The organism is Paenibacillus nanensis (assembly GCF_003583765.1).
In the GTDB taxonomy this organism is placed as follows: domain Bacteria; phylum Bacillota; class Bacilli; order Paenibacillales; family Paenibacillaceae; genus Pristimantibacillus; species Pristimantibacillus nanensis.
Map to the genome: position 1 here is coordinate 65036 of NZ_QXQA01000022.1, position 24037 is coordinate 89072.

The 24037-nt window shown below is 54.5% G+C and carries 20 protein-coding genes and 2 rRNA genes; 4 read left to right on the forward strand and 18 right to left on the reverse strand.

Features of this window, described 5'->3' with window-relative positions:
- Positions 1-265: 265 nt before the first annotated feature.
- From D3P08_RS24905 to D3P08_RS24975, 15 genes are all read right to left on the reverse strand, one after another.
- The gene (locus D3P08_RS24905; RefSeq protein ID WP_119602837.1) at positions 266-1246 is read right to left on the reverse strand and encodes an acetylxylan esterase; all 981 of its coding nucleotides are present in this window, start codon (positions 1244-1246) and stop codon (positions 266-268) included.
- A gap of 124 nt (positions 1247-1370) precedes the next feature.
- Positions 1371-3833: an ATP-dependent protease ATP-binding subunit ClpC gene (clpC, locus tag D3P08_RS24910; RefSeq protein ID WP_119602838.1), complete on the reverse strand. Its 2463-nt coding sequence runs from the start codon at positions 3831-3833 to the stop codon at positions 1371-1373.
- On the reverse strand, positions 3830-4915 hold the full coding sequence (locus D3P08_RS24915; RefSeq protein WP_119602839.1) for a protein-arginine kinase McsB: 1086 nt from the start codon (positions 4913-4915) through the stop codon (positions 3830-3832). Before D3P08_RS24915 ends, clpC begins: the two co-directional genes overlap by 4 nt.
- Before the next feature lie 186 nt (positions 4916-5101).
- On the reverse strand, positions 5102-5623 hold the full coding sequence (locus D3P08_RS24920; RefSeq protein ID WP_119602840.1) for a protein-arginine kinase activator protein McsA: 522 nt from the start codon (positions 5621-5623) through the stop codon (positions 5102-5104).
- Positions 5624-5640: 17 nt separating this feature from the next.
- Entirely contained in the window at positions 5641-6102 is a 462-nt protein-coding gene (locus tag D3P08_RS24925) for a CtsR family transcriptional regulator (protein WP_119602841.1), read from the reverse strand.
- Positions 6103-6304: 202 nt separating this feature from the next.
- On the reverse strand, positions 6305-7717 hold the full coding sequence (locus tag D3P08_RS24930; RefSeq protein ID WP_119602842.1) for a sensor histidine kinase: 1413 nt from the start codon (positions 7715-7717) through the stop codon (positions 6305-6307).
- Positions 7714-8391 carry a response regulator transcription factor gene (locus D3P08_RS24935; RefSeq protein ID WP_119602843.1) on the reverse strand — a complete coding sequence of 226 codons (678 nt, stop codon included), beginning with the start codon at positions 8389-8391 and terminating at the stop codon, positions 7714-7716. Before D3P08_RS24935 ends, D3P08_RS24930 begins: the two co-directional genes overlap by 4 nt.
- Before the next feature lie 41 nt (positions 8392-8432).
- Entirely contained in the window at positions 8433-9413 is a 981-nt protein-coding gene (locus D3P08_RS24940) for a FecCD family ABC transporter permease (protein WP_119602844.1), read from the reverse strand.
- 24 nt (positions 9414-9437) lie between these two features.
- Positions 9438-10400: a heme ABC transporter substrate-binding protein IsdE gene (isdE, locus tag D3P08_RS24945; RefSeq protein ID WP_119602845.1), complete on the reverse strand. Its 963-nt coding sequence runs from the start codon at positions 10398-10400 to the stop codon at positions 9438-9440.
- A 30-nt stretch (positions 10401-10430) separates the two neighbouring features.
- A complete protein-coding gene (gene isdC, locus D3P08_RS24950; protein WP_162848595.1) occupies positions 10431-11477 on the reverse strand; it encodes a heme uptake protein IsdC in 1047 nt (348 codons plus the stop codon).
- Positions 11478-11801: 324 nt separating this feature from the next.
- A complete protein-coding gene (isdG, locus tag D3P08_RS27950; RefSeq protein WP_119602847.1) occupies positions 11802-12941 on the reverse strand; it encodes a heme oxygenase in 1140 nt (379 codons plus the stop codon).
- Positions 12942-13946, reverse strand: a complete 1005-nt coding sequence (locus D3P08_RS24960) for a FecCD family ABC transporter permease (RefSeq protein WP_119602848.1) — start codon at positions 13944-13946, stop codon at positions 12942-12944. It lies immediately after the preceding gene.
- Positions 13943-14884: an ABC transporter substrate-binding protein gene (locus D3P08_RS24965; RefSeq protein WP_240647739.1), complete on the reverse strand. Its 942-nt coding sequence runs from the start codon at positions 14882-14884 to the stop codon at positions 13943-13945. The genes D3P08_RS24960 and D3P08_RS24965 overlap by 4 nt, the downstream gene beginning before the upstream one ends.
- 200 nt (positions 14885-15084) lie before the next feature.
- Positions 15085-16530: an aldehyde dehydrogenase family protein gene (locus D3P08_RS24970; RefSeq protein ID WP_119602850.1), complete on the reverse strand. Its 1446-nt coding sequence runs from the start codon at positions 16528-16530 to the stop codon at positions 15085-15087.
- Positions 16531-16588: 58 nt separating this feature from the next.
- Complete coding sequence (locus D3P08_RS24975) at positions 16589-17026, reverse strand: Lrp/AsnC family transcriptional regulator (RefSeq protein ID WP_119602851.1); 438 nt, start codon at positions 17024-17026, stop codon at positions 16589-16591.
- A gap of 190 nt (positions 17027-17216) precedes the next feature.
- Here D3P08_RS24975 and D3P08_RS24980 point away from each other — a divergent pair, with 190 nt between their 5' ends.
- From D3P08_RS24980 to D3P08_RS24990, 3 genes are all read left to right on the forward strand, one after another.
- A complete protein-coding gene (locus tag D3P08_RS24980; RefSeq protein ID WP_119602859.1) occupies positions 17217-17831 on the forward strand; it encodes a YitT family protein in 615 nt (204 codons plus the stop codon).
- Between the two features lie 425 nt (positions 17832-18256).
- On the forward strand, positions 18257-18676 hold the full coding sequence (locus D3P08_RS24985; RefSeq protein ID WP_119602852.1) for an NEAT domain-containing protein: 420 nt from the start codon (positions 18257-18259) through the stop codon (positions 18674-18676).
- Between the two features lie 234 nt (positions 18677-18910).
- Positions 18911-21487 carry an NEAT domain-containing protein gene (locus D3P08_RS24990; RefSeq protein WP_119602853.1) on the forward strand — a complete coding sequence of 859 codons (2577 nt, stop codon included), beginning with the start codon at positions 18911-18913 and terminating at the stop codon, positions 21485-21487.
- A 344-nt stretch (positions 21488-21831) separates the two neighbouring features.
- Here the strand turns inward: D3P08_RS24990 and D3P08_RS24995 are convergent, their stop codons facing one another.
- Positions 21832-22287: a hypothetical protein gene (locus D3P08_RS24995; RefSeq protein ID WP_119602854.1), complete on the reverse strand. Its 456-nt coding sequence runs from the start codon at positions 22285-22287 to the stop codon at positions 21832-21834.
- Positions 22288-22424: 137 nt separating this feature from the next.
- Between D3P08_RS24995 and D3P08_RS25000 the strand changes: the two genes are divergently transcribed.
- Positions 22425-23195, forward strand: a complete 771-nt coding sequence (locus D3P08_RS25000) for a MerR family transcriptional regulator (protein WP_119602860.1) — start codon at positions 22425-22427, stop codon at positions 23193-23195.
- Between the two features lie 420 nt (positions 23196-23615).
- Here the strand turns inward: D3P08_RS25000 and rrf are convergent.
- Positions 23616-23732, reverse strand: a 5S ribosomal RNA gene (gene rrf / locus D3P08_RS25005).
- A 130-nt stretch (positions 23733-23862) separates the two neighbouring features.
- Positions 23863-24037 (reverse strand): 23S ribosomal RNA (locus tag D3P08_RS25010); the annotation flags it as partial.

Sequence of the window (24037 nt, forward strand, 5' to 3'; positions counted from 1 at the left end):
GCCCTTAATTTCCTTATCGGTTTTTATGAGCCGTTCGTTGATGGTCTTCCGAAAACCATGCCTCGTACACACGATGGACACAACCGGCCGTTAAACTGGGGCTTGAGGACGGATGACCAGAGGATGCTCCTATGGAAAAATGAAGGATAAAAAACCATGGTCCAAAACCATTACATTGAAATGACCCTTATTCACGTGAGCGGAAGCCTCACTTTCTTGCAAACAAACAACCGGCAGCGAGAGGCTGCCGGTTGTTTGGTTTAAGCTATCTGCCATTTTGCGCCAAGCCAAAATGCCTCGCGATAAATTCCATCACCTTCCGATGATGAAAGGCGTTCAAGAAGTGCCCGTTAAACGGATAAACATGCATCTCTTTTTCCGAATCGATTCGATTATACGCGGCATAGACGGTCTCAGGCATACACACCGTATCCTTCAGCCCGCATGACACGAGAATCGGGATCCGGATGGCGGACGCCAAATTCATATTGTCGTAATAACTCAGCGTCTCCAGCACCGTATCCAGCTGCTCCGGGAATTGGGACACGAATCTCGCCGCTTCGGATAACGAGCCGGTCGAGTTCAGAATGCCGAAATCCATATGGCACATATTCGGGATATCGGCAACGGCTATCGCCGCTTTGTCGCTGAGCGCCGCCGCGATCATCGCCAGTCCGCCGCCTTGGCTGCCGCCTGCCGCGCAGATGCGCGCAGGGTCGACTGACGGCTCGGAAGCCGCCCACTCCAACGCTTTAAGCGCGTCAAGCGTGATCGCTTTATAATAGCAAGTGTCCTTGTCGAGAATCCCTTGGGTCATCCAGCCGCTCGTCATGCCGAACGTATTCGCCATGTGATTCCCGGTTTCCCCCGCTTGTCCGCGGACATCGACGGTGAACACGGAAATCCCCATTAACAAAAACCGGCCGAAATCTTCAGGGTACCCCTTGTTGCCGCTATAGCCATGAAACCAAACGACGCAAGGCAGCTTTTCGGCCTTAGCAAACCGCGGACGCAAATACCATCCATGAATCGGCGTATCGTCAAAGCCTTCGTAGGTGACCTTGTAGGCATCGACGTAAGGCATCGGGGTGTCTGCTTTTTCCTTCGTCGCGTTGAGCGGCTTATTGGCATATTGCTTTAATGTCTCATCCCAGTATGTATGCAGATTCTCTCTTGCTGTCAGCGGCGGGCGATATTGTTCAAGCTCCGATATTCGCTTCGCGATGGCGTTCGAATGCTTGTTCACGGTTTGGTTTCCTCCCCCAGAATCGGATATATAAAACAACCATACATGATGCTATTCCGGAAAAACAAGCAATATCCATAAAAAAACCGGCAGCTTCCCGCTGCCGGTTTATTCGTGAGCATTCTTATTTCGCCGCCGATTCCTCTTCCTGAGCCGGCGCTTTTTCCGTTTTGTTGACCACAAGCTGGCCGTCCTTCTCGTCGATCACGAAGGTATCGCCCTTCTGAATGACGCCCATCAGCAGATCCTCGGACAGACGGTCCTCGATATGCTTCTGGATCGCGCGGCGCAGCGGACGCGCTCCGTACTGCGGGTCGTAGCCTTCCTTCGCCAGGAACGCCTTCGCCGCATCGGTAAGCGTAAACTCCACGTTCTGCTCGCGCAGGCGCTTGCGCAGCTCGTCGGACATCAGCGTTACGATCTGAGCGATATGCTCTTCGCCAAGCGAGTGGAAAACAATCGTTTCGTCGATCCGGTTGATGAACTCCGGACGGAACGATTTTTTCAGCTCGGCGAGCACTTTATCCTTCATCACAGCGAACTCGCGGCCCGCATCCTGCACCGCCGTGAAGCCGAGCGACGAATTTTTCTTGATTTGATCCGCGCCGACGTTCGACGTCATAATGATCAGCGTATTGCGGAAGTCGACGACGCGGCCTTTGGAGTCCGTCAATCTGCCGTCTTCGAGCACTTGCAGCAGGATGTTGAATACTTCCGGATGCGCCTTCTCGATTTCATCGAGGAGCACAACGGAGTACGGCTTGCGGCGAACCTTCTCGGTCAGCTGTCCGCCTTCCTCGTAGCCGACATAGCCCGGAGGCGCTCCGACCAGTCTGGAGGTCGAATGCTTCTCCATATATTCCGACATGTCGATGCGGATCACCGCATTTTCATCGCCGAACATAGCTTCGGCAAGCGCGCGAGCCAGCTCCGTTTTACCGACGCCGGTTGGCCCCAAGAAGATGAACGAGCCGATCGGACGCTTCGGATCCTTCAGACCCGCTCTCGCCCTGCGGATCGCGCGGGCAACCGATTTGACGGCTTCCTCTTGGCCGATTACGCGGTCATGAAGAATGGATTCCATCTTCATCAGGCGCTCGGTTTCCTCTTCAGCCAGCTTCACGACCGGAATGCCGGTCCAGCTTGCCACCACCTGCGCGATATCGTCCGGCGTTACCTCGGAATCGGTGCGGCCCTGCTTCTCTTTCCATTGGTTCTTCGTCATATCGAGCTCTTCGCGAATCTTCTGTTCGGTATCGCGAAGCGCCGCCGCCTTCTCGAACTCTTGGCTTTGAACCGCCGCGTCCTTCTCTTTGCGGATATCCTCCAGACGGTTCTCCAGCTGCTTCAGATTTGGCGGTACCGTGTAAGAGTTCAGTCTTACTCGGGAGCTTGCCTCGTCGATCAGGTCGATCGCTTTGTCCGGCAGGAACCGGTCCGTAATGTAACGGTCCGACAGCTTCACCGCTTGCTCGATCGATTCGTCCGTAATTTTGACGCGGTGATGCGCTTCGTAACGGTCGCGCAGACCGTGCAAAATTTGAATCGCTTCCTCAACGGAAGGCTGGTCGACCGTTATCGGCTGGAAGCGGCGCTCGAGCGCTGCGTCCTTCTCGATATATTTGCGGTATTCGTCCAGCGTCGTCGCGCCGATGCACTGCAGCTCGCCGCGCGCAAGCGCAGGCTTTAGAATATTCGAAGCGTCAATCGCGCCTTCCGCGCCGCCCGCTCCGATCAGCGTATGCAGCTCATCGATGAACAGGATGATGTTGCCCGCCTGGCGGATCTCATCCATAATTTTTTTCAACCGGTCCTCGAACTCGCCGCGGTACTTCGTGCCGGCAACGACGGAACCCATATCCAGCGTCATGACGCGTTTGTCGCGCAGCGTCTCCGGAATTTCGTTGGCGATAATTTTTTGGGCCAAGCCTTCCGCAATCGCCGTTTTACCGACGCCCGGCTCCCCGATCAGCACCGGATTGTTTTTGGTCCGGCGGCTTAGCACCTGGATCACGCGCTCGATTTCTTTGCTCCGGCCGATAACCGGATCCAGATTGCCTTCCTTCGCGTAAGCGGTAAGGTCTCTCGCAAGACCGTCCAGCGTCGGCGTGCTGACGTTAGACTGCGAGCCGTGATTGCTCGACACCGCCTCGCTGCTTCCTAGCAGCTGCAGCACTTGCTGGCGCGCTTTGTTCAAGCTGATGCCCAGATTGTTCAGCACTCGTGCCGCAACGCCCTCTCCTTCGCGAATGAGGCCAAGCAAAATATGCTCCGTGCCAACGTAAGTATGGCCGAGCTTTCTCGCCTCATCCATCGACAGCTCGATCACCTTTTTCGCTCTAGGCGTATAGGCGATATTGTTAGGCTGCTCCTGACCGCGGCCGATCAGCGCTTCCACTTCATCTTGAATTTTCTCGAGACCAAGACCAAGGCCTGTCAAAGCCTTCGCCGCAATGCCTTCCCCTTCTCGAATAAGTCCCAGCAAAATATGCTCGGTCCCAATATTGTTATGACCTAGACGAACCGCTTCCTCTTGTGCAAGCGCAAGCACCTTCTGCGCTCGTTCCGTGAATCTTCCGAACATCATCGTTCTACACCCCCATGATCATTTTTACCGTTTAATCGGTCTCGTATAAGCTCCGCCCGCCGGATATCCCGCTGTTCCGGGCTCATTTTTTCATTAAACGTCTGTTGAAGAAAGCCCGGCTGCGTCATGACGAGCAGCTCGTTAAGCACATTCGGCGTCACTTCCTTCAGCAGTCCCAGATCGGCGCCGAGTCTGACATCCGACAGCCGCTGCGCCGCTTCCTTCGAATCCATAATCGCGGCATGCGACAAAATACCGAATGATCGGTTCACCCGGTCTTCAATACGAATGCGCGATTCCTCCAAAAGACGCTTGCGGGCCGCCCGCTCGTGCTCGATAATTTGCCTTGCGACGCCGTGCAGGTTCTCGATTATCTCATCCTCGGACTGGCCGAGTGTGACCTGATTCGAGATTTGAAACAGATTGCCCAGCGCCTCGCTGCCTTCCCCATACAATCCTCTGACGGCCAGCCCGACTTGCGTAACCGCCGACAAAATGCGGTTAATCTGCTGTGTCAGCACAAGCGCCGGCAAATGCATCATCACCGACGCCCTGATGCCGGTGCCGACATTCGTCGGACAAGTCGTCAGATAACCTCTTTTCTCGTCAAAAGCGTAATCGGCGGCATCCTCGAATATATCGTCAATTCCGCTCGCCAATGTCCACGCTTTCCCGATTTGAAAACCGGGATACAAACATTGGATGCGCAGATGGTCCTCTTCGTTAATCATGATGCTGACCGCTTCATTTTCGCTAAGGATAACCGCTCCCCCGCGCGATTCGTTGGCGAGGTTCGGGCTGATCAAGTGCTTCTCGACCAGCACCCGCTTATCAAGCTCGCTTAGGTCGGAGAGCAGGATCGTATCGAAGCGGCCGTAGGCATCAAGCTTTCCGGACCGGCTTACCTCGGTAAGCCGATTCAGCACTTCCGCCGCCTGCTGGCTCGTCGCCAGCATCGGGAACGGCTGATTGCGCAAGTTGCGCGCGACGCGCACCCTGCTGCTGATGACCACGTCGGAATCCGGTCCCGTACCGCGCATCCAATCGCTAAGCGCATCCTCCGAGAATCGATGCTTCGTCAACAGGCTCACTCCTTAAAAGTTTGTGTAACAGAAGCCGGTTGCGGCTTGTGTAGCAAACTTGCATCGTAAGCAAAAACTTAAAGTTTGTGTAGCAGAAGCCGGGTTACGGCTTGTGTAGCAAACTTACGTCGAAACCATATGCTTAAAGTTTGTAGCAAACTGAATGACCTCTTTACTAAACTATGACTACAGCTCCGCGAGCTTGCGCTCCAATTCGCGGATGCGGTCTCGAAGCGTAGCCGCTTGCTCGAATTCCTCTTGCTCGATGTAGGTTTGCAATTCCCGGCGCAGCTGTTCGATTTCCCGCTTGCACCCAATCTGCGCACCGGAACGCTTCGGAATTTTTCCATTATGCGACGTGCTGCTGTGCACTCTCTTCAGCAGCGGATCAAGCCGGTCCGCAAACGCGTTATAGCAGTTGCTGCAGCCGAAGCGCCCGATTTTGCTGAACTGTGCGTATGTCAGTCCGCACTGCTCGCAGCGCACGCTTTGCGGCGACAGCTGGCTGTGCGCCGCGCTGCCGGGGGAATTGAAATCCAGAAGGCCTGACAGCAAGCTATGGATGGAGAAGCTGTTCGGTGTGCCCGGAATGCCTTCCCCTTTCTCGCGCGCGCAGCTTTCGCAAATGTGGAACTCCGTCTTGTCGCCATTTACAATTTTCGTAAAATGAAGTGTAGCCGGCCTCTTGCCGCATTCTTGGCAGAACAAAGCCTCGTTCCCCCTTCCTATTTGACTAGTAATGAAATGAGCATCGATCGCAGCAGCCTGGCCCGCATCTCATCGCGGAGCGGCAGCATGACCGCAATCGTGTCCCGATTGACCGCCGCGCGCAGCAGATTCGCTTCCCTCTTGCTAATGAGGTCCGCTTCCTCCAGCTGATAAATCAGCCCCTCCGCGGCCGCCTGGTCCACGCTCTCTCCTATCGTCTGTTCAATGTGGAACTGAATCGACTTCAGCGCCGGCAGATCCACGCGTTGTATTCGGATATAGCCTCCGCCTCCGCGCTTGCTTTCAACCATGTATCCTTTCTCCAGCGTGAACCGGGTACTGATGACGTAGTTGATCTGCGACGGCACACAGGAAAACTTATCCGCCAGCTCGTTGCGTTGAATCTCGATCGCGCCTTCGTCGCTGCTATCCAGCATATGCTTCAAATACTGTTCAATGAGATCGGAAATGTTACGCAAACCACCAACCTCCCTGATTGATTGCCAGTCAGAAGTCAAAGCGGATAGGAGTGATTGACTTTGACTTTCTTTGACTTTAATTTTATTATACGCAAAAATGAACGAAGGTCAATACGTATAGGCCAAATTTTCAGACAATTATACTTCTTCTAAAAAAAGCAAAAAACGTCGTCATCTTTAGGGTGATGCACCGACGTTTGATTTATACCTTTTGCACGGATTCGAGCCGTTCGTTCTCCCCTTCCGGAAGCCGTACGCGGAATGTCGTTCCCATTCCGGTCTCGCTCGCAGCCTCAATCGTTCCTCCGTGCAGATGAACGATCTTTTGCACAATGGATAGGCCTAGTCCCGTACTGCCCTCTCCGCGTTGTCTGGCGGCATCTCCCCTGTAGAACCGGTCGAACAAATAAGGGATGTGCCGAGGCTCGATTCCGTCGCCGTTATCCGAAATGCATACGACAGACTCCCCGCCCGTCTTCTTCGCCTCGATCTCGATCGAACGCTCGGGGGGAATATGCTTCACCGCATTTGACAATAGATTGGTCCAGATCTGCATAAGCAAAACCTCATCCCCATAAACGGTCATTCCCGCCGGCACCACCATCCGAACAGCAATTTCCTTCTCCGCAAGCTGCCACTCAAACAGCTGAAGCGCTTGTCTCAGCTGCGTCTGCAGGAGGTATGTCCCCTTGCATACCGCGTCGCTCCCATGCTCCAGCGTGGAAAGCAGGAGCAGCTGCTTGCTGAGCTTTGTCAGCTGCCGGGTCTCCTGTCCGATAATTTCGGCGTAATGCCGGATGCGTTCAGGCTCCAGGTTCTCGCTTAGAAGCGAATCCGCAAACCCTTGAATGGATGCTAGCGGAGACTGAATCTCATGGGAGACGTTCGCTACAAACTCTTTTTTGGATCGGTCCATCCTTTCAAGCCGCGCGGCCATGTCACGGAAATGCGAGGCCAGCCTCCCGATCTCATCCTTTCTGCTCGTAGGCAGCCGCAAATTGAAGTCGCCTTGCGCCACGCGCTTGGTCGCCTCTGTCAGCCGTACGATCGGCTGCACCAGGTAGCGGGTGCTGAACAGCAGATACGGGATGCTGAACAGGATGGTCAGAGCATACATCAGCACAAAAAAAACCTGCAGCTCGTCAAACTGCAGTCTCGTATCATGCCTCAAAAACAGCGCAACCGGCTCGCCCTCCACCATCACCCGAATGCCGACCGAGTTGCTGAGCCGATTATCGAAATAACTGGGCACGAACGGCCGGTACGGGTACGTTGCGATGCCGTGAAACTCTTCCCCCGACAGCACGCGATGCACCGTTTCCTCCGGCAAATCCCGCTTCTGGAACGCCCCTCCGTAGAACATGTCATTGCCGGCGGCATCATGCAAATAGATTTGGTAGCCGAGTCCCGCAGCGTTCGACAAAAAATCGCCGGCCCGATCGGGGAATCGCTCCATATGGGCGCCGATACTGGAGGCCATTTGGAGGAGCTTGGCGTCCAGACGGGGCTTCAGCGCCCAATGGTCGTACAGATTGGCGACATAAAAGCCGAGAAATCCGCAGATCGCGATGGTGTAGATCGTGACGAATAATACGCGCAAATAGATCGACTTCATGAGACGGACACCTCAAGCTTGTAGCCGATCCCCCGGATTGTCTGAATAGCGAAACCTTTCTCGGCCTCGGGGAATCTTTTGCGCAGCCGCTTGATATGAACATCAACCGTCCTTTCATCACCCGCGTAGTCGGTTCCCCAGATGAGGCGGATCAGCTCGTCGCGGGTAAATACCCGTCCCGGATACTCGGCTAATTGGGCAAGCAGCTCGAATTCCTTCAAAGGCGGGAGCATGACCGCGTCTCCGTCCACCACCTCGTAATTTTTCCGGTCAATAACGAGGTTGCTCAGCCGAATCTTATCGCTGGAGGCCAGGGAATAACGGCGGAACAGCGCTTTGACCCGGAACAGGAGCTCCGGCAGCTCGAACGGCTTCGTCAAATAATCGTCCGTTCCTTTGGCGTAGCCAAGCTCCTTGTCGCTCAGCTGATCGCGGGCCGTCAGCAGGATGATCGGAATGTCGTAGTTTTTGCGCGTATGCTCGCAAAGCGCGAATCCGTCGATCTCCGGCATCATGATGTCGAATATCGCGAGGTCGACGGATTGCTTCTCGAGCGTCGCCATCGCTTCGCGGCCGTTCTGCGCCTCGAATACCCGAAAGCCCTCCTTGGTCAAAAAGTGGCTGAGCAACGTACGGTTGGGCGCATCGTCGTCCGTAATCAGCACATGCTTCATGTTTATTCCCTAACCTCCTTTGGCCTAAGACGTGTCATTGTCTACTTGTTCAAGCGGTCGCTTCTTTTCAGCATCATAATGAGGAAAGGCCCTCCGATGACCGCCATAATAATAGAAGCCGGTATTTCGTTCGGGGCGAGAACCGTTCGTCCCAAAGTGTCCGCCATGAGGACAAGAAGCGCTCCTCCGAGCGCGGAGAAAGGGAGAAGCAGCTTGAAGTTCGTCCCCAAGACCGTTCTGCCGATATGCGGGACCAGCAAACCGACGAACATGATCAAACCGCCGATCGCCGTCGCCACCGAGGCCAGCAGGACGGCAACCGCTGAAATGACGAGCCGCACACGGACGACTCGCAGCCCCAGATTGCGGGCCGTCTCATCCCGGAACGCCAGCATGTTGCACCACGGCCCCAGCCATTGGGCGATGAACAAGCCGATACCCCCGAAGAGGGCCATTATGTACACGTCCTCCCACGTCTTCATGGTGAAGATGGAGGATACCGCTTGGTTCACGCTCGTCACCGCATAGCTTCCGCGGTAATTAAACGATTGGCCGAGACCGCTGAACGTCGCGTTAATCGCGATGCCGACCAAAATGAGGCGGAGCGGATTCAGCTGTGTCTTCCATGACAACGAATACACCAGATAACAGGCGAACGCTCCCCCCAGCACAGAGAACAGCGGCGACCAGAAATACAGCATGGGGAATATCGTGACCATTGTAATCGACACGAATCCCGCTCCCGCCGAAATGCCGATGATGCCGGGTTCCGCGAGCGGGTTTTTCATGACCGCCTGCAGCAGGGCGCCCGAGACAGCAAGCGCCGCTCCTGCCAGCATCGATACAAGAATGCGGGGAAACCTCAAATCTTTAATGATCTCGACTTGCTCGTTCGCTCCGCTTAACAGCCCTGCGATGAGATCCCCGACCGATACGCGGATGCTTCCCGTCATCGCCGAAAAGACGGCGACAGCTACCAGCAGCGCGGCTGTCAGAACAAATACGCCTGTCTTTTTCATCATCGTTTCTTCGTTCCTTCGCTTGGATTAAGGATAGAGCATAGGCAGCAGAGCTTCCAGCGCTTCGGTTACCTCCAAATTGCCCGTCGTGCCGAACAGCCTTTCCTCCAGATCGTATACGCGTCCCGTCTGGACAGCTTTGAAATGCTGCCAAATATCGTTTTTCTTAAACTCTTCATCGAACATCTTGACGACCTCCTCCGGCATGCCATGCGCGGCGCGCAGGATGACATCCGGATTCGCCTGCTGAAGATACTCTGTATTCGAGGCTAGAAACTCCACCTTCTCGCCCTGAACGATATTGACGCCTCCGAGCAGCTTCACCAAGTCCCCAATATACGAATGCTCCGTCGCAACCAAGTAACTGCCTGGCACGCCAAGCAGGATAAGAACGGTCGGCGGCTGCTTGCCTTCCGCCGCGGCCCGAATCTTGCTCAGGCTCTCGTCATATTCGGCTACAATCTCGGCTGCCCGCTCCTGCCTCCCGTACCTTTCACCCAGCTTCAAAATTTCTGCCTTCATATCCTCAAGACTCGTCAAGTCCAGGAAGGATGCCTCAATTCCAGCGTTTTCGAACACCGGCTCCAAGTCGTATTGGAGCGTCGTCACGGACAACACCTCGGTCGGCTTAAGCGACTTCACGAGCTCCATGTCCGGGCTCATCGGGTTGCCCACTTTCGTTACGCCTTCATAACGCGCCGGCAGCGTCTTCACGCTTTTCGGGATCCCAACCAGATCGATTTCGAGCAAATCCATGATTTGCGTAATCGCGACCGTCGTCGATACAATCCGGCGCTCCGTCTCTGGGGACGCCGTCGGCTCTGCCGATGCCGGCGCGGCTGGATCAGCATCCGCTGAAGAATTCGGCGGCTCGGCGTTCTGCGCCGCACCTTCGTTACCGCTGTTACCGCACCCCGCAAGTCCGATCAGCAGGGTCGCTAGAATAAGCGGCAGCAGAATCGCCTTCCATTCCCATCTCCATTTGTTCATCGCATGTTATTCCTCCATCGCCGCTGACGGTTAGCCGCGTTTCTTTTTCCAGACATAGGTGCCTCCTCCTGCTAGCAGCAGTCCTACCGCAAGCGGCGTCCACCAGATCATGCCGGACGACGTCACGCCGCCGGCATCACCCTCGGCGGCAATTTCCGCTGAAGCGGTTTGAATATCGGCCGCTTCCGCCCCCGTGGACTCTCCAGCCTGTTCTGTTCCGTTATCACCGTCTCCGCCTCCCCCTTGATCGGCCTCAGGCGTGCCCGTATCCGCTTCATCGGAAGGAGCAGGCGATGAGGTTGGCGCCGCTTCGCCAGCTTCCGCAGCAGGCTCCGTCTCGGCTTTTGCTCCCGAGCTCCCGCTCGCTTCCGTCTGCTTCCCTCCTTCCGCTTCCGTTCCCCCCGCCGCCGTGTTCCCAGCTGTGGACTGGACGGTTGCGGATGGGGCTGCCGTCGCCGCGGCAGGCTTCTTGGCAGCCTCGGGCTTTGCGGTCTCGGCTGCTTCTCCCGCAGAAGCCGGCTTCTCCGATGGTTTCGCCGCCGCTGTCGGCTTAGCCGTTGCCGACGGCTTCGCAGTCGCCGTTGGCTTAACCTCCTCCGTTGCCGACGGCTTCGCCCCTTCAGTTCGCTCTAAGCTTTCCAGGTCAAACACCAGCCGGATCGTGTAATCGTGATCATAATCGATGTCCGGCACGGTGACATGGATTTTCGAAATAATTGGGCTTGTTATATCCGCGCTGAACTCTACCGTGCGGATATCGTCTTTTTTGTTCGACACAACAACCTTCGCATCCGCATAGCTGCTGCCGCTAGGCACCTTAAACTCGGTGACCCATTTGCTGTGGTTAATGGACAGCCGCACCGTCGCTTTGCCGTTCTTGATCGTTACCTTGGCCGGCTTCTCCCAATAGTCATTCGCCATCGAGACATTGTCGTTATCCGCCTGCAGCACCACGTAATTCGCCTCGTACGCGCCATCCTCCGGCATGGCGCTTGCAAGCGCTGCGCCCGACAGCCCGAAAAAGCATAAGCATATAACTAACAAGCCGTATGCGGCTTTTTGTATTCGCTTCGTCAACTTGTTCCCTTCCCCTCGTGTAACGCCGATTGATCAGCCTCTACTTCTTTGGCTTCTGTATGTACTTGCCTCACGAATAGAGATCCTATCTTTAAAAGCCCTTGCACCTTTTCAAACCGTTTCAGTTATTTGATAATGATAATTATTATCAATAGATATGCTACCAATGGATGACAGATCCTGTCAATAGGTTTTTATCTCAGATGGAGATACCTTGGTATTCTTAAGGGTCGTACCTTTTGCGATGATACATTCTTCAAGCTTATGCAAAGAGCTCCCGAAGGCGAGCCGGCCACACGGAAGCCCCTTGTCGAAGCCGTTTTCCTATACGATTTGCTGCTCAGCCTGCTCCGTCTGCTCTTCCAAATCAAGAGGCTTGCGGACGACCAACACATCGTAGAATGAAATTTTGTTCGATAAAATGTAGTCCGGCGTCTGGCGATGAGCGTGAGATTCCCGGAACGCTTCGCTGCGCGTCCAAGCTTGAAAATCCTCTTTGCTCTCCCATTTGGTGCTGACTGTCACTTCGTCGTATTCCTTCGTGTTTTCCGTGAGCATCACCTCAAGGCCGAGAAAGCCTTTCATTCCCTCTACCTTGCCCACCTTGTTAAAGCGTTCGATCAGCTTCATTCCGTTGCCTTTCGTAATTTGCGATACGTTGGTTACAATGACCATTTTGTTCTCCTCCTCGGTTTGTTGGGGTATAGGTACAATGACAGGGTAATCGCCCCCGAACTCGATTCGGGCGACTACTCCGAACACGCTTAACATAAAGCGCCGGTCTATGACCTCGCGCGGCGGCCCGCTGGCCGCAATCCGTCCGTCATCCATCGCGATCAGGTGATCGCAATAAGCCGCGGCTTGCTGCAGATCATGGAGAACCATCACGATCGTAAGCCCCATCTGCCGGTTAAGGCGCTTCAGCGTCTCCATCAGCTCCAGCTGATGCGACATGTCCAGATACGTTGTCGGTTCATCCAGCAGCATGATGGGCGACTCCTGCGCAAGCGACATTGCGATTCTCACCTTCTGCTGTTCTCCGCCGGACAGCGAATGGACCAGCCGGTCCTCCAAATGCCGGACACCCATGACCGATAACGCGCGGTCCACGGCTTGATCGTCTTCCGGCGTCAGCCTGCTGCGAAAGGCGGACTGACGCGGCGCCCGGCCGAGTGCGACCAGCTCCCGCACCGTCATGTCCGGCATCGCGCCTTTTTCTTGGCTGAGCACGGATACCAGCCGGGCGAACGTCCTCCGGTCGTAGGCTTCGCCCGGTTCGCCTTCATACTGAATGCTCCCGCTATCCGGCTTCGTCAGCCTCGCGATCAGCCTCAGCAAGGTTGACTTTCCGGAGCCGTTGCGGCCGACGATGGCAGTCATTTTGCCTTTCGGTATCCCCACATCCGCAGCCTGCAGACCGAAACGCTCCTGCTCGTACGTCAGCTCATTAATGTGAATGGCCATCTATCTCAGCAGCCTCCTTCTCTTCAGCAGGATCAGGAAAAACGGCGCGCCTATGGCAGCCAGCAAAATGCCGGCGGGCAGCTCCAGCGGATCGAACCAGCTGCGGGCGGCGGTATCGGCAATAACCGTCAACGCCGCTCCTCCGGCAATGGAGAAGGGCAGCAGAAACCGATAGTCGTCCCCGATGAATAGACGCACCGCATGCGGCACGATCAGCCCGACAAAGCCGATCAGCCCGGCGACGCTGACGGCGGCTCCCGCTAGCAGCGACGCCAGCGCAACGATTAAAAAACGCTGCCTTTCGACATGCTGCCCGAGCGACTGCGCCGACTGATCGCCCAGCATCAGCAGGTTCGACGTCTTCGCGGCAAAAGGCGTCAACGCCAGACCGACCAGCGCATACGGCAGCATAAATTGCAGATGCGGCCAGCTCCGGCCGCTGAAGCCCCCCGCCAGCCATGGAATAACGCTTTGGATCCGGTCGCTGTTCAGCACCATGATGCCGTTCATGACCGCTCCGAGCAGCGCATTCACTGCAATGCCGGCCAGCACGATCTTCACAGGGGAGCTGCCTCCGTCCCATGCGAGCAAATAAATGGCCAGCGCGGCAATTAGCGCGCCGGCAAAAGCGAATCCCGGCAGCAAATATCCGAACTGCGGGAACAGCACTAGCGCTATGACGGCTGCGAGCCCTCCGCCGGCAGAGACGCCGATAATGCCCGGGTCGGCGAGCGGATTGCGCAGGACGCCTTGCAGCAGCGCGCCCGAAGCGGCCAGACACGCGCCTGCCAGCAAGCACACTAACACGCGGGGAAGCCGAATGTTCCACACGATCGATTCATGAACGGCGGTGCCGTCCCCGAACAGCACTTGAACGATCTCCGTTACGGTCAAAGGGACGGAGCCGCTCCCCACTCCGTATAGAACGGAAGCCATCGCTGCAGGCAGCGCCAGCCATCCCAGCCAGCGCCTGCGGCTATTCCTCGTCTGAAGGCTCAGGCTCATGGCTCCAGCAGCTCCCCTAGCAGCTGCAGCGCATCGATAATCCGCGTGCCGGGATTCGTTCCGAACAGATCGGCAGGAAGGGTATGGATGCGGCCCTCGCGCACGGCGGCAAGCGAGCTCCATGCCGGATTGTCCTCCATCTCCCTTATGAAGCCCTCCTGCACCTCCTCCGGATTGCCGTGCGTCATAATGAAAATAACGTCAGGCTCCGCTTCAACGACACGCTCCGTATTGAGCTGCGCATACTGCGGGTAGCTCTGCATCCGAGGAAACTGCGAAGCGATGTTCACGCCGCCCGCCGTCTCGAGCAAATCGCCGGCAAGCGAATTGGGCAGCGCGGCCAAATAAGTGCCCGGAGCGCCGTACACCATTAGCGCCGTCCGCTCCGCCCCCGTTCGTCCGCTCCATTCCGCAAGCTTCGCGTCCAGCTCCGCGGTGAGCGCCGATGCCCGCTCCTCCCGCTGCGTCAGCTGGCCGATGAGCTTGATCTGGTCCCGGATGTCCGCGATCGAATTCGCCTCCGTCAAAACAACCTTCGCTCCGATCCCTTCCAGCTGAGGAATATCGCCTCGGTTGATCGGCTCGTTGCCGAGCACAACGTCGGGACGCAGCGCCGCGATTTTTTCCAAATCCACCGTATGAACGGACCCGACGATCGGCACATCCTGTACCGCCTCAGGCAATCCGCCGTTGTCTTCAGGTCTGCCTACGACTTCTCCTCCTAGGGCGTAGACGATATCAACCTCTCCATTGCCCAGTGCGACAATTCTTTCTGGCGCCCCTGGCAGTAAGACCTCCCGGTCTGCGGCATCCCGGATGACGAGCGAGCCCGCACCGTCACCTTGGCCGGCAGCCGCGGAGCTGCAGCCTGACACGAGAATGGCGAGAAGCAGCAAGCCGCCAAGCCTTTTCTTATATCCTTTTCCTGTTGCGTCCACTTCTGTCAGCCTCCAAGTGAGAGTCATTATCAATTAGAACTTCACTTGGATTCTAACCTCCGTTTATGAACGGAACGTGAACTTTAGATTACACTTTTGCAGAAGAGGGCAGGCTTAATCGGTGCATACGACCGGATGCTTAAATCTAGCAAAAAAATAAGCACCGCCCCAATTGCCGGGGACGGCGCTCTATACCTTCATTATTCGTTTCGATTGATCACGACGAGCTTCAGCTCCGTCATCTCTTCCACCGCGTACCGTATGCCCTCGCGTCCTAATCCGCTTTCCTTCACCCCGCCATACGGCATATGGTCCACGCGGAACGTCGGGATATCATTGATCATAACGCCACCTACCTGCAGCTCGTCCGCCGCTCGGAGCGCCATCTGCAGGCTGTTCGTGTAGATGCCTGCCTGCAGGCCGTAACGGGAATCATTCACCCGTTGGAACGCCTCCTCCATGGAGCCGACCTTGTGCAGCACGACAACAGGAGCAAAAATTTCCTTGCAGGAAACCTGCAGCGTATCTCCCGCATCGGTAACCACCGTCGGCTTCAACATGCCGCCTTCGATGACGCCGCCTAACCGGACGTTCGCGCCCGCCGCCTTCGCTTCTTCAATCCAAGCAAGCGCGCGCCGCGCCTCCTTCTCCGCTATCATCGCCGACACATCGGTATCCGGATCAAGCGGATCGCCTAGTTTCAGACGCGAGGCAAACTCCACGAATTGCCGCGCGAATGCCTCAAAGAGGGCTTCGTGCACATATACCCGCTGCAAAGATATGCACACCTGCCCCTGATTGGAGAATGCCCCCATCACGCAGCGCGCAATAATCCGCGGCACATCGACGTCCTTATCGACGATTAGAGCCGCATTCGAGCCGAGCTCGAGTGTAACCCGCTTCAGACCCGCTTTCGCGCGGATGCTTTTCCCGACCTCCGGACTGCCCGTGAACGTCAGCTTCGCGACGCGTTCGTCCGTCACGATCGCCTCGCCCGCAACATGTCCGTGGCCGGTTACAATATTAAGCGCCCCTGCCGGCAATCCGGCTTCATGGAACAGCTCTCCGATGAACAATGCCGACAGCGGCGTTTGCTCCGCCGGCTTCAGCACAACCGTGTTGCCGGCGGCAATGGCAGGCCCCACCTTATGGGCGACCAGGTTCATCGGAAAATTAAACGGCGTAATCGCCCCGATCACGCCAAGCGGCTCGCGCTTCGTATACGCGAGCCGGCCTTCGCCGCCGGGAGCCGCGTCCAGCGCGATTGTCTCGCCGTGTATCCGCTTCGCTTCTTCGGCCGAGAACTTGTACGTCTGCACCGTCCGGTCGACCTCCGCGAGCGCATATTTGAGCGGCTTCGCCGCCTCCGCCGCAATGAGGCGCGCCGCCTCGTCCCGCCGCGCGTTCAGCGCAGACGCTACCCGTTCCAGAATAGCCGCCCGTTCATGCGAAGGCATCGCCCTCATCGCTTGACGTGCCGCATGCGCCGCGGCAATCGCGTCCTGCGTCTCCTCCGCGCCGGCTAAAGCAATCTCAGCAAGAAGCTCGCCCGAATAAGGCGATCGCAGCTCCTCATATGCTTTTGCCTCCCGCCAGCTCCCGCCAATCCATAATTGTTTTCGCAAAACCGCATCCGCCCCTTTCATATATGAGGGCATTATAACAACATTGCAGAGGCCGGGCAAACCGGATGCGGCGTGTCAGTTACTCCTGCGGCAGCACATGCCGGTTAATAACCGGAGAGGACAATATAACGGAAGTATTGACGTTGCCGTACGGCAGCAGCCTCTCGACAAGCGTGCTAAGCGCGTCCATCCCGGTCACGGCCGCCTTGATCACATAGCTGACGGTTCCCGTTACCCGGTGGCATTCGAGCACATCTGCGTCGAGCACAATCCGTTTCTCGAATTCGTGCGGCGCTACTTTAAGCTCGCTGATCTGAATGATGAGCTGTATATTCCGGCCGACTGCCGCGGGCGATACGCGGGCGCCAAACCCCGTAATAACCCCTCTTTCCTGCAAACGCAGCAATCGCTCCGATACGCTCGGGCGGCTTAGAGCCAATCTTTTGGACAGCTCGCTAACGGTCATCCGGCCGTCCTCCTGCAGCAATTCAAGCAGTGTTCGATCCAATTGGTCCATACCTCTCAGCCACCTTTCATTTTGATGCATTCAATCCTAAATTTGATTCAATGTTATCTATTTTAACATGGAATTGGTTCAGTTTAACATATATCGCTGCATTCGACTCCTGTATTCTAAATATATAAATCGACATCCAGGTGGTGCATGCAAAATGCGGCTAATGACAGGCTCCAAAATGAAGGTTGTCATGCAAAAATGGCTTCAAATTGCAATCGGTTGTTTGATCACGGCCAGCGGCCTTCTCCTGCTGCGGCATGCGGGAATCGTAACCGGGGGCACAGCGGGACTATCGCTCAGTCTTGCGCCTCTGCTCGGCAGCTCGTTTCCTATTTTGTTCGCCCTGCTCAACTTGCCCTTCTTTTTGTTCTCCTGCTTCTTCATGGGCAAAGCCTTTACCGTCAAAACGATCATCGCAATCGCCATACTAACTGCTATGACTTCCGTCGACTCCCACCTCCCGGACTTTGTTATGCCGCCCCTTGCCGGCTCAATCGTGGGAGGAATCCTTATTGGCATAGGCATTACGGCACTGTTTCGAAATGGCGCTTCTCTCGGCGGCGCGACTCTCCTCGCCCTCTATCTTCATAAGAGGCATGGCATCAATCCCGGCAAAACAAACTTTCTATTCGATTTTATCGTGGTATTAACCAGCTTGGCCTCCTTTTCCCTTCTGAACGGGCTCATCTCCGTGTTATCTATTGCCGTCACTTCCGTCATCCTTTCACTCTTGAAACGAAAAATAACGCAATCGTCAACAACACCGGCCAAGTCCTCACCCAATGCCTCGTCCATTCCAAACTAGCCTTTCTTCGCGCAGCGCCGCATTCCCTCGAACGGTCCGAAGGGGGATTAGACGCCGTTGCAGCGTTCCCCTTCCCGTAATGCCTAAGCAGATCCGTATAATTTGTAATGTAACGTTCACGCTCCGTTCATAATCCGCATATAGAATTTATCCTGTCAACGGCGATGTACACGCCAGACATTTTTTCTGAGAGAGAGGTACGGCACGTATACCGGTGCGTCCGACTTCTGCCACAGAAATTTTTTTTGCACCATGAACGATAATGATTATCATTATCTACAAAATAGTTTTGTTTCTGTGGTTGTTCCTGCTGAACCTGGTAGAAAGGAGGGAAGGGTGCCTGTCCCATTGCACAAGTATTGGCTGCTTAAGCTCGCGTCTCTGTAGGGAGATGACACTTTGAAAATTAAAGGAGAGATTTTACTATGTCATTCACATTGAAAAAAGGACTGCCTGCTCTAATTCTCGCTCTTATGCTTTCCGTTGTCATGATCGTAGGTTCCGCCTCCGCGGCAACGAGCCAAGATTTCCGAATCGTCAAAGCTTCCGATCCGACTCAAACGTCGACCGCCGACGGATATGCCGTTAAGCCTGCATCCGTAGCCAACGACGGAGAGACGGTGACGCTTGGATTCACGACATCGTCCCTCTACAGCATTAACGGTCTCAGCATTTCGCATGACGGCGGCGCGACCTATACGCCATATACCGGCACGACATCCGGCGGCGTGGTTTACTATACATTCCCGATTTACGATTTTAGCGAAAACGCGAAAGCAAAAATTACCGTTTCGGTCTTTGGACTCTATAACGCTACTCACGAAATTCAGATTGAATGGCTGTAAACCGTTAACGAATAACCAGCCGAAACCGCTGTCGCCGTCATTGCGCGGCGCAGCGCGTTTCATGGCGAAGTGCTTATTCCAGCTTTTGCGGAGCGCTCGCCTTCCTGTTTCGGCATCGGTGTTTTCGCGGCGCAAGCGACAGGCAGGTCGGCACCCCGCTCTGCTTGTCGCTTGCGCCGCGAAGGCGGTCCGCCGCTTTCTTCGCAACAATATGCAAAGGAGAGAGTCATCATCATGTTTTCTAAAAAGAAGCTTCAACGGTTCATGTCCATACTGCTGGCCTGCATGCTGCTCCTATCTGCAGCTCAGGCCGCAGCGGCAGAGACTGCACCACGACCTGCCTCTAAAGTGCGGGATGGCGAATATGACGTCAATGTCCAAATCCTGAAGGACAACACAAATGAAGCGTCAGTCGCCCATACTTATCTCGAATCTACAACGGGAAAGCTTATTGCAAATAATGGCGAATATAAGCTGCGGATCACTTTTAAAAACTATGACTGGTTCGAATATTGGGGCAGCCTAAAGCCGGGCGGTACGCCTTCTGCGAGTCCGGAGGCCGTCTCTGAATTCGTGACTGCTGCCGAGCTCGAGGTGAAGGACGGCCAAGCCGTTCGCGGTCCTCAGCAGGAGAGTAAGCTTGTGGAGGGCTATTACGGAACGGTCGAGTTCCCGATTCAAGATGTAATGGCTAAGCAAGATGTGCTCATGCACATTGTCGTCAAGGATCTATACCTCATTCCAGGCGGGGCACCCTTCGAGTACGATCATTGGTATGTGGCGCAGGTCGCTTTCGATACGGCTGGTCTTCCATTCGAGGGGGAAGAGCCATCGGTAGATAAGTCGAGACTGCAGACCGCAATCGAAGAGGCTGAGGCCTTTGCCGCAACACTGACGTATGTCCCCGTTAACGGCGTATATGCCGAAGGAGCAATTATCGGGCTGACTGACGCTAATATGAAGAATGCCATTGCTGCCGCCGACGCCGTATTCAAAGACGAATCCGCTACGCAAGAAAAAGTGGAGGAGCAAATCAGCCTGCTTGCTCAGGCCATCGATTACGTCAACCAGTCTCGGAGCGTCGCGGCAAATGTCCGCCTCATCGTACTGGACTCGCTCGATGCTGACGCGGCACCCTCCACAAAAAGCTCGCTTTTCGATTCTACCGCCACTATTTTGAAAAGACATACGCCACGCGAGCATGCCAACATTACGATAAACGAAGATGCCGACCATTTCGCAACGATTTCTTACTTCAGACCAAGCACGGATGGAACGGCTACCTTCCAAGAGGAAACAGCCTTGCAGGTAGTGCCCACAGGTTTAACTGTTGGCGCCGGCAAATACTCTGCTCAACTGATACAACGAACAAGCGCGCAGCCTGCTCATTCCATTAGCGGCATCGTAAAGCTTTCATATACGACAACCGCCGCGCCTGACGTTACGGAGACCCTTTATTTAAGTCTTAACGGCACGCTGCTGGACGATCTCAACGAACAAATCGAGGAAGCGCAGGCGCTGCACGATCGCGCTTCGAACGGGGATTTAAAAGGACGGTTCGGCGCTCCCGCCCTGTCCGCGCTTCAATTAGCGATCAACAGCGCAAAATTAACAGGAACACAATTGTCCGCCACGCGGGGGAACATTGCTGCCGCGTCGGCCGGTCTCACTGAAGCGGTCAATACTTTCCAAGCTTCAGAAACCGATCCGGGATCGGTCCCAGGACCAGGCCCGGGAACGCCTGGCGGCAGTACGAACCCGCAGTACCCTGCCGATGGAAGCTACTATGTACCGTTTACGGTGCTGAAATACGGCACGAGCTCTACATCGGTAGCCAATGATTACATGATCAGCCCTGCGCTCGTAACCGTATCGGGGGGTAACAAAACGGTCTCTTTCACCGTCGTACAAAGCGCCGAAATTACCGGACTAACGATCGGAGGAAGCAGCGGCACCTCGAGAGATTCCGGCAACAATACACGGATCGTCACGTTTAACCTGTCCAATCTTTCTTCCACCGTGAACGGATGGGTAAAGGTCGACTGGAGCTCCCTGAACTATCACCATGAGTATGATATTCAATTCAAATTTAATGAATCAGCGGCGACGTATGCGGGCAGCTCGCCAGAGGTAATCGGGGGAGGTCCTGCCGGACCGCCGAGTCTGCCAAATCCAGGCGGGAATACAAATGGCGAAAACCCTAAAGATTCTGGGAACGAAGCCGAGTCCAATGAAGACGAGGAAGACTCTGAACAAGGCGGAACAGAAGGATCAAAAATAGCGTTCAACGATACGGCGAATCATTGGGCGAAAACCAGCATTGCCCGCGCTGTCGAGCTCGGCATCGTGAACGGTTTCTCGGACGGCAGCTTCCGTCCGGATCATATCGTAACACGCGGCGAAATTGCCGTAATGATCAGCCGGGCGCTTGGTCTTGAGGGCGAAGGCGACGCCGATACCTTGAAGGACTTCGACAGTATTCCTAGCTGGGCCCAAGCGCATGTTGCGCGTATTGCGGCCGCAGGCATCATTAGCGGCTTCGAGGATTCGACCTTCCGCCCGGACGGTCAGCTGACGCGTGCTCAGCTCGCAGTCATTATTGCTAGAGCGGCAGGTCTGAAGCTGGACGCGGACGCCTCACTCTCTTTCGCCGATAGAGACGATATTCCGGCATGGGCGCAAAAGGAAGTCGGCGCTGCTGTAGAAGCGGGCCTGCTCGAAGGCAAGGATGGTAACCGCTTCGATCCGAACGCAACCGCCACCCGGGCCGAAGCTCTCACACTTATCATCCGTTTGTTGGAGAAGCTCTAGCGCACAGGATCATCATACACGCATAATCGAAGCCTCCAGGCTCGCGTTCACCCGCCAGCTTGGAGGCTTTCGTCATACAACCATATGTGCGTGCCTTCTGTTTTTTTGCATATTTGCTCACAAACATCTTAATCTTAATCTCATCAATTGAATTTGCTTCTCAAATATTAACGTTATTTAAAAAATGCCAAGGCCGTGGCCGGGAATGCGCATAAAGACTATCAACTCAAGCAGTCATCAACCTGCCAATAATAAATGAAAAAGGAACCCCTTGCAAACAAAACGATACGTTAGCAAAAGTTCCTTTTTTATCGATTTTCACATTACTAGTTTCCGAATTGTATTCACTTTTCGGTTCGCTGAGCATCCGTTCGTATGACAAATCCGTACTCCTTACCTGTCGCCTCCTCTACCCACTGGAAGCCGCGAATAACAGCCCCAGGCTCATAATCACTGCTTTGTGAGCTGAGCAAAGCAATAGGGTTTGCCTCCAAATCAATCGAGGCTTTCCCATCGGGATTCAAAATATAATCCTGAAGAACATAAGTACCGTTTATTGAATCCTCAACCTCTATACGAATCGTTTTCTCGTCCGCTAAACTTAAATAATCAATTTCCTCTTCTAAGTCTACAACTCCTTGTAGAATAGAAGAAAACAGCTTGTCTGGCTGATCCTGATCATATTGTTGTTCAGCCACGGTCGTGACTAGGTAAGCTCCATCCCGCTTGTCCATATTTTTTGAAAAGATTAAAATAACCAATACGGATAAAATAAACATACCAAACACCAACTTCTTCATGCAGCAGCCTCTCCCCTCATTTGAAACCCAATCTCTTATTTCCAATTATGCCCTTTTATTATAGCAGAACAAAATCAATGTATGACCGTTTGATCTTTATCTTGACTCTCCTCTTGGGTCAGACCTTAAACTTCAAAATGAAAGGAGGAAGAAACGTTTTGTATACCGTTAAGGAAGTATCGGAGATGTCTAATGTTACAATCAAGACCCTTCATCATTATCACAAGATAGGGCTGCTGCTTCCGAGAGAAATTAGCGAGTCCGGTTACCGATTATACGGAGATACGGAATTGGAACGTTTGCAGGAGATTTTGTTTTATAGAGAATTGGAATTCCCTTTACACCAAATTAAAGAGATGCTTGAGCGCCACTCAGACCGGAAATCCATTCTCGCTCACCAAGAGAAATTGCTGTTTGATCGAAAACAAAGACTGGAGTCCATCGTAGAAACTTTACGCAAATCTTTGAATTGTTTGGAGGAAGGAAGAGCTATGGATAACAAGGACATGTTCAAAGGCTTAACTACCGCTGAAGAGTGGGACCATGCATTAATGGAACAGAACCAGCACCTGAAGGAAAGCTACGGGATGGAGCCTCTAAAGGTTAACACTACAGATGTTCCAGAGCTAAATGAACAAGCAGCCGAGGCAATGACTTTTATGAATGCTATAGCCGATTGTTTGAGGGAAGGCATTAAGCATCAGGATGACAAGGTAACTCGGCTAATTCGTGACCATCTCCTTTTTTTGAATGAGCATGGCCATCGGCTATCGCCGGTAGATTTTGCAGCGCAAACACAGTTCTTCTTAAGCGACGACTTCCATCTTCAGATGTTAGAGAGCCAGCAAACAGGATTAGCCTACTACCTTTCCGCCGCAGCAACAGCGTATGCAGCAACCACTCAGTAAAAAATAAAGTCAGGTCATACATCATCGAATTGCTGCGAACGGAAGGTTCAGACACTCTCCCCGTTGGGAGACGAACGTCGCTAGACCATTTCAGATAGCGGAACCATCATCCGAAATGGTCTATGCACAACAAGAAACCTACCGTATCGACTACGGTAGGTTATCTGTGCTTGGCGATATCCATTCCGCACCGGGATGAATACTCTTCGCAGAGTTACATCAACGGTCGGCGTCTGAACCTTCCTCTTCAGGCCGGGTCATGCATCATCGAATTGCTTCGATCAGTTCGATCACAAGGTTCAGACACTCTCCCAACTGGGAGAGAAACGTCGCCAGACCATTTCGGATGGCGCAGCTATCATCCGAAATGGTCTATGCACAACAAAAAACCTACCGTATCAACTACGGTAGGTTATCTGTGCTTGGCGACGTCCTACTCTCCCAGGACCCTGCGGTCCAAGTACCATCGGCGCTGGAGGGCTTAACGGTCGTGTTCGGTATGGGAACGCGTGGTTCCCCTCCGCCATCGCCACCAAACGGATCAAGGTTTGTACCTTGAAAACTGGATACGAAAGTTTAGCTGTAGTGATCATTTTAGCTGTTTTGGGGTCCCCGCAAAGTATCAGGAATAATCCTCGAAGCATTCGCTTCACTTTGTGGGGTTATTTAGGATAAGCCCTCGACCGATTAGTATTCGTCAGCTCCACACGTTGCCGTGCTTCCACCCCGAACCTATCAACCTCGTCGTCTTCAAGGGGTCTTACGAATTGGGAAATCTCATCTTGAGGGGGGCTTCACGCTTAGATGCTTTCAGCGCTTATCCCGTCCGTACTTGGCTACCC

Bases quoted from the DNA above. Each gene is read 5' to 3' on its own strand.
- D3P08_RS24970 (WP_119602850.1), bottom strand. From the start codon at position 16,530: ATGAAAGGGGCGGATGCGGTTTTGCGAAAACAATTATGGATTGGCGGG.
- isdE (WP_119602845.1), bottom strand. From the start codon at position 10,400: ATGAACAAATGGAGATGGGAATGGAAGGCGATTCTGCTGCCGCTTATT.
- D3P08_RS24975 (WP_119602851.1), bottom strand. From the start codon at position 17,026: ATGGACCAATTGGATCGAACACTGCTTGAATTGCTGCAGGAGGACGGC.
- D3P08_RS24995 (WP_119602854.1), bottom strand. From the start codon at position 22,287: ATGAAGAAGTTGGTGTTTGGTATGTTTATTTTATCCGTATTGGTTATT.
- D3P08_RS24930 (WP_119602842.1), bottom strand. From the start codon at position 7,717: ATGAAGTCGATCTATTTGCGCGTATTATTCGTCACGATCTACACCATC.
- D3P08_RS24940 (WP_119602844.1), bottom strand. From the start codon at position 9,413: ATGATGAAAAAGACAGGCGTATTTGTTCTGACAGCCGCGCTGCTGGTA.
- D3P08_RS24935 (WP_119602843.1), bottom strand. From the start codon at position 8,391: ATGAAGCATGTGCTGATTACGGACGACGATGCGCCCAACCGTACGTTG.
- D3P08_RS25000 (WP_119602860.1), top strand. From the start codon at position 22,425: ATGAAAGGAGGAAGAAACGTTTTGTATACCGTTAAGGAAGTATCGGAG.
- D3P08_RS24990 (WP_119602853.1), top strand. From the start codon at position 18,911: ATGTTTTCTAAAAAGAAGCTTCAACGGTTCATGTCCATACTGCTGGCC.
- D3P08_RS24985 (WP_119602852.1), top strand. From the start codon at position 18,257: ATGTCATTCACATTGAAAAAAGGACTGCCTGCTCTAATTCTCGCTCTT.
- D3P08_RS24960 (WP_119602848.1), bottom strand. From the start codon at position 13,946: ATGAGCCTGAGCCTTCAGACGAGGAATAGCCGCAGGCGCTGGCTGGGA.
- isdG (WP_119602847.1), bottom strand. From the start codon at position 12,941: ATGGCCATTCACATTAATGAGCTGACGTACGAGCAGGAGCGTTTCGGT.
- D3P08_RS24980 (WP_119602859.1), top strand. From the start codon at position 17,217: ATGCAAAAATGGCTTCAAATTGCAATCGGTTGTTTGATCACGGCCAGC.
- clpC (WP_119602838.1), bottom strand. From the start codon at position 3,833: ATGATGTTCGGAAGATTCACGGAACGAGCGCAGAAGGTGCTTGCGCTT.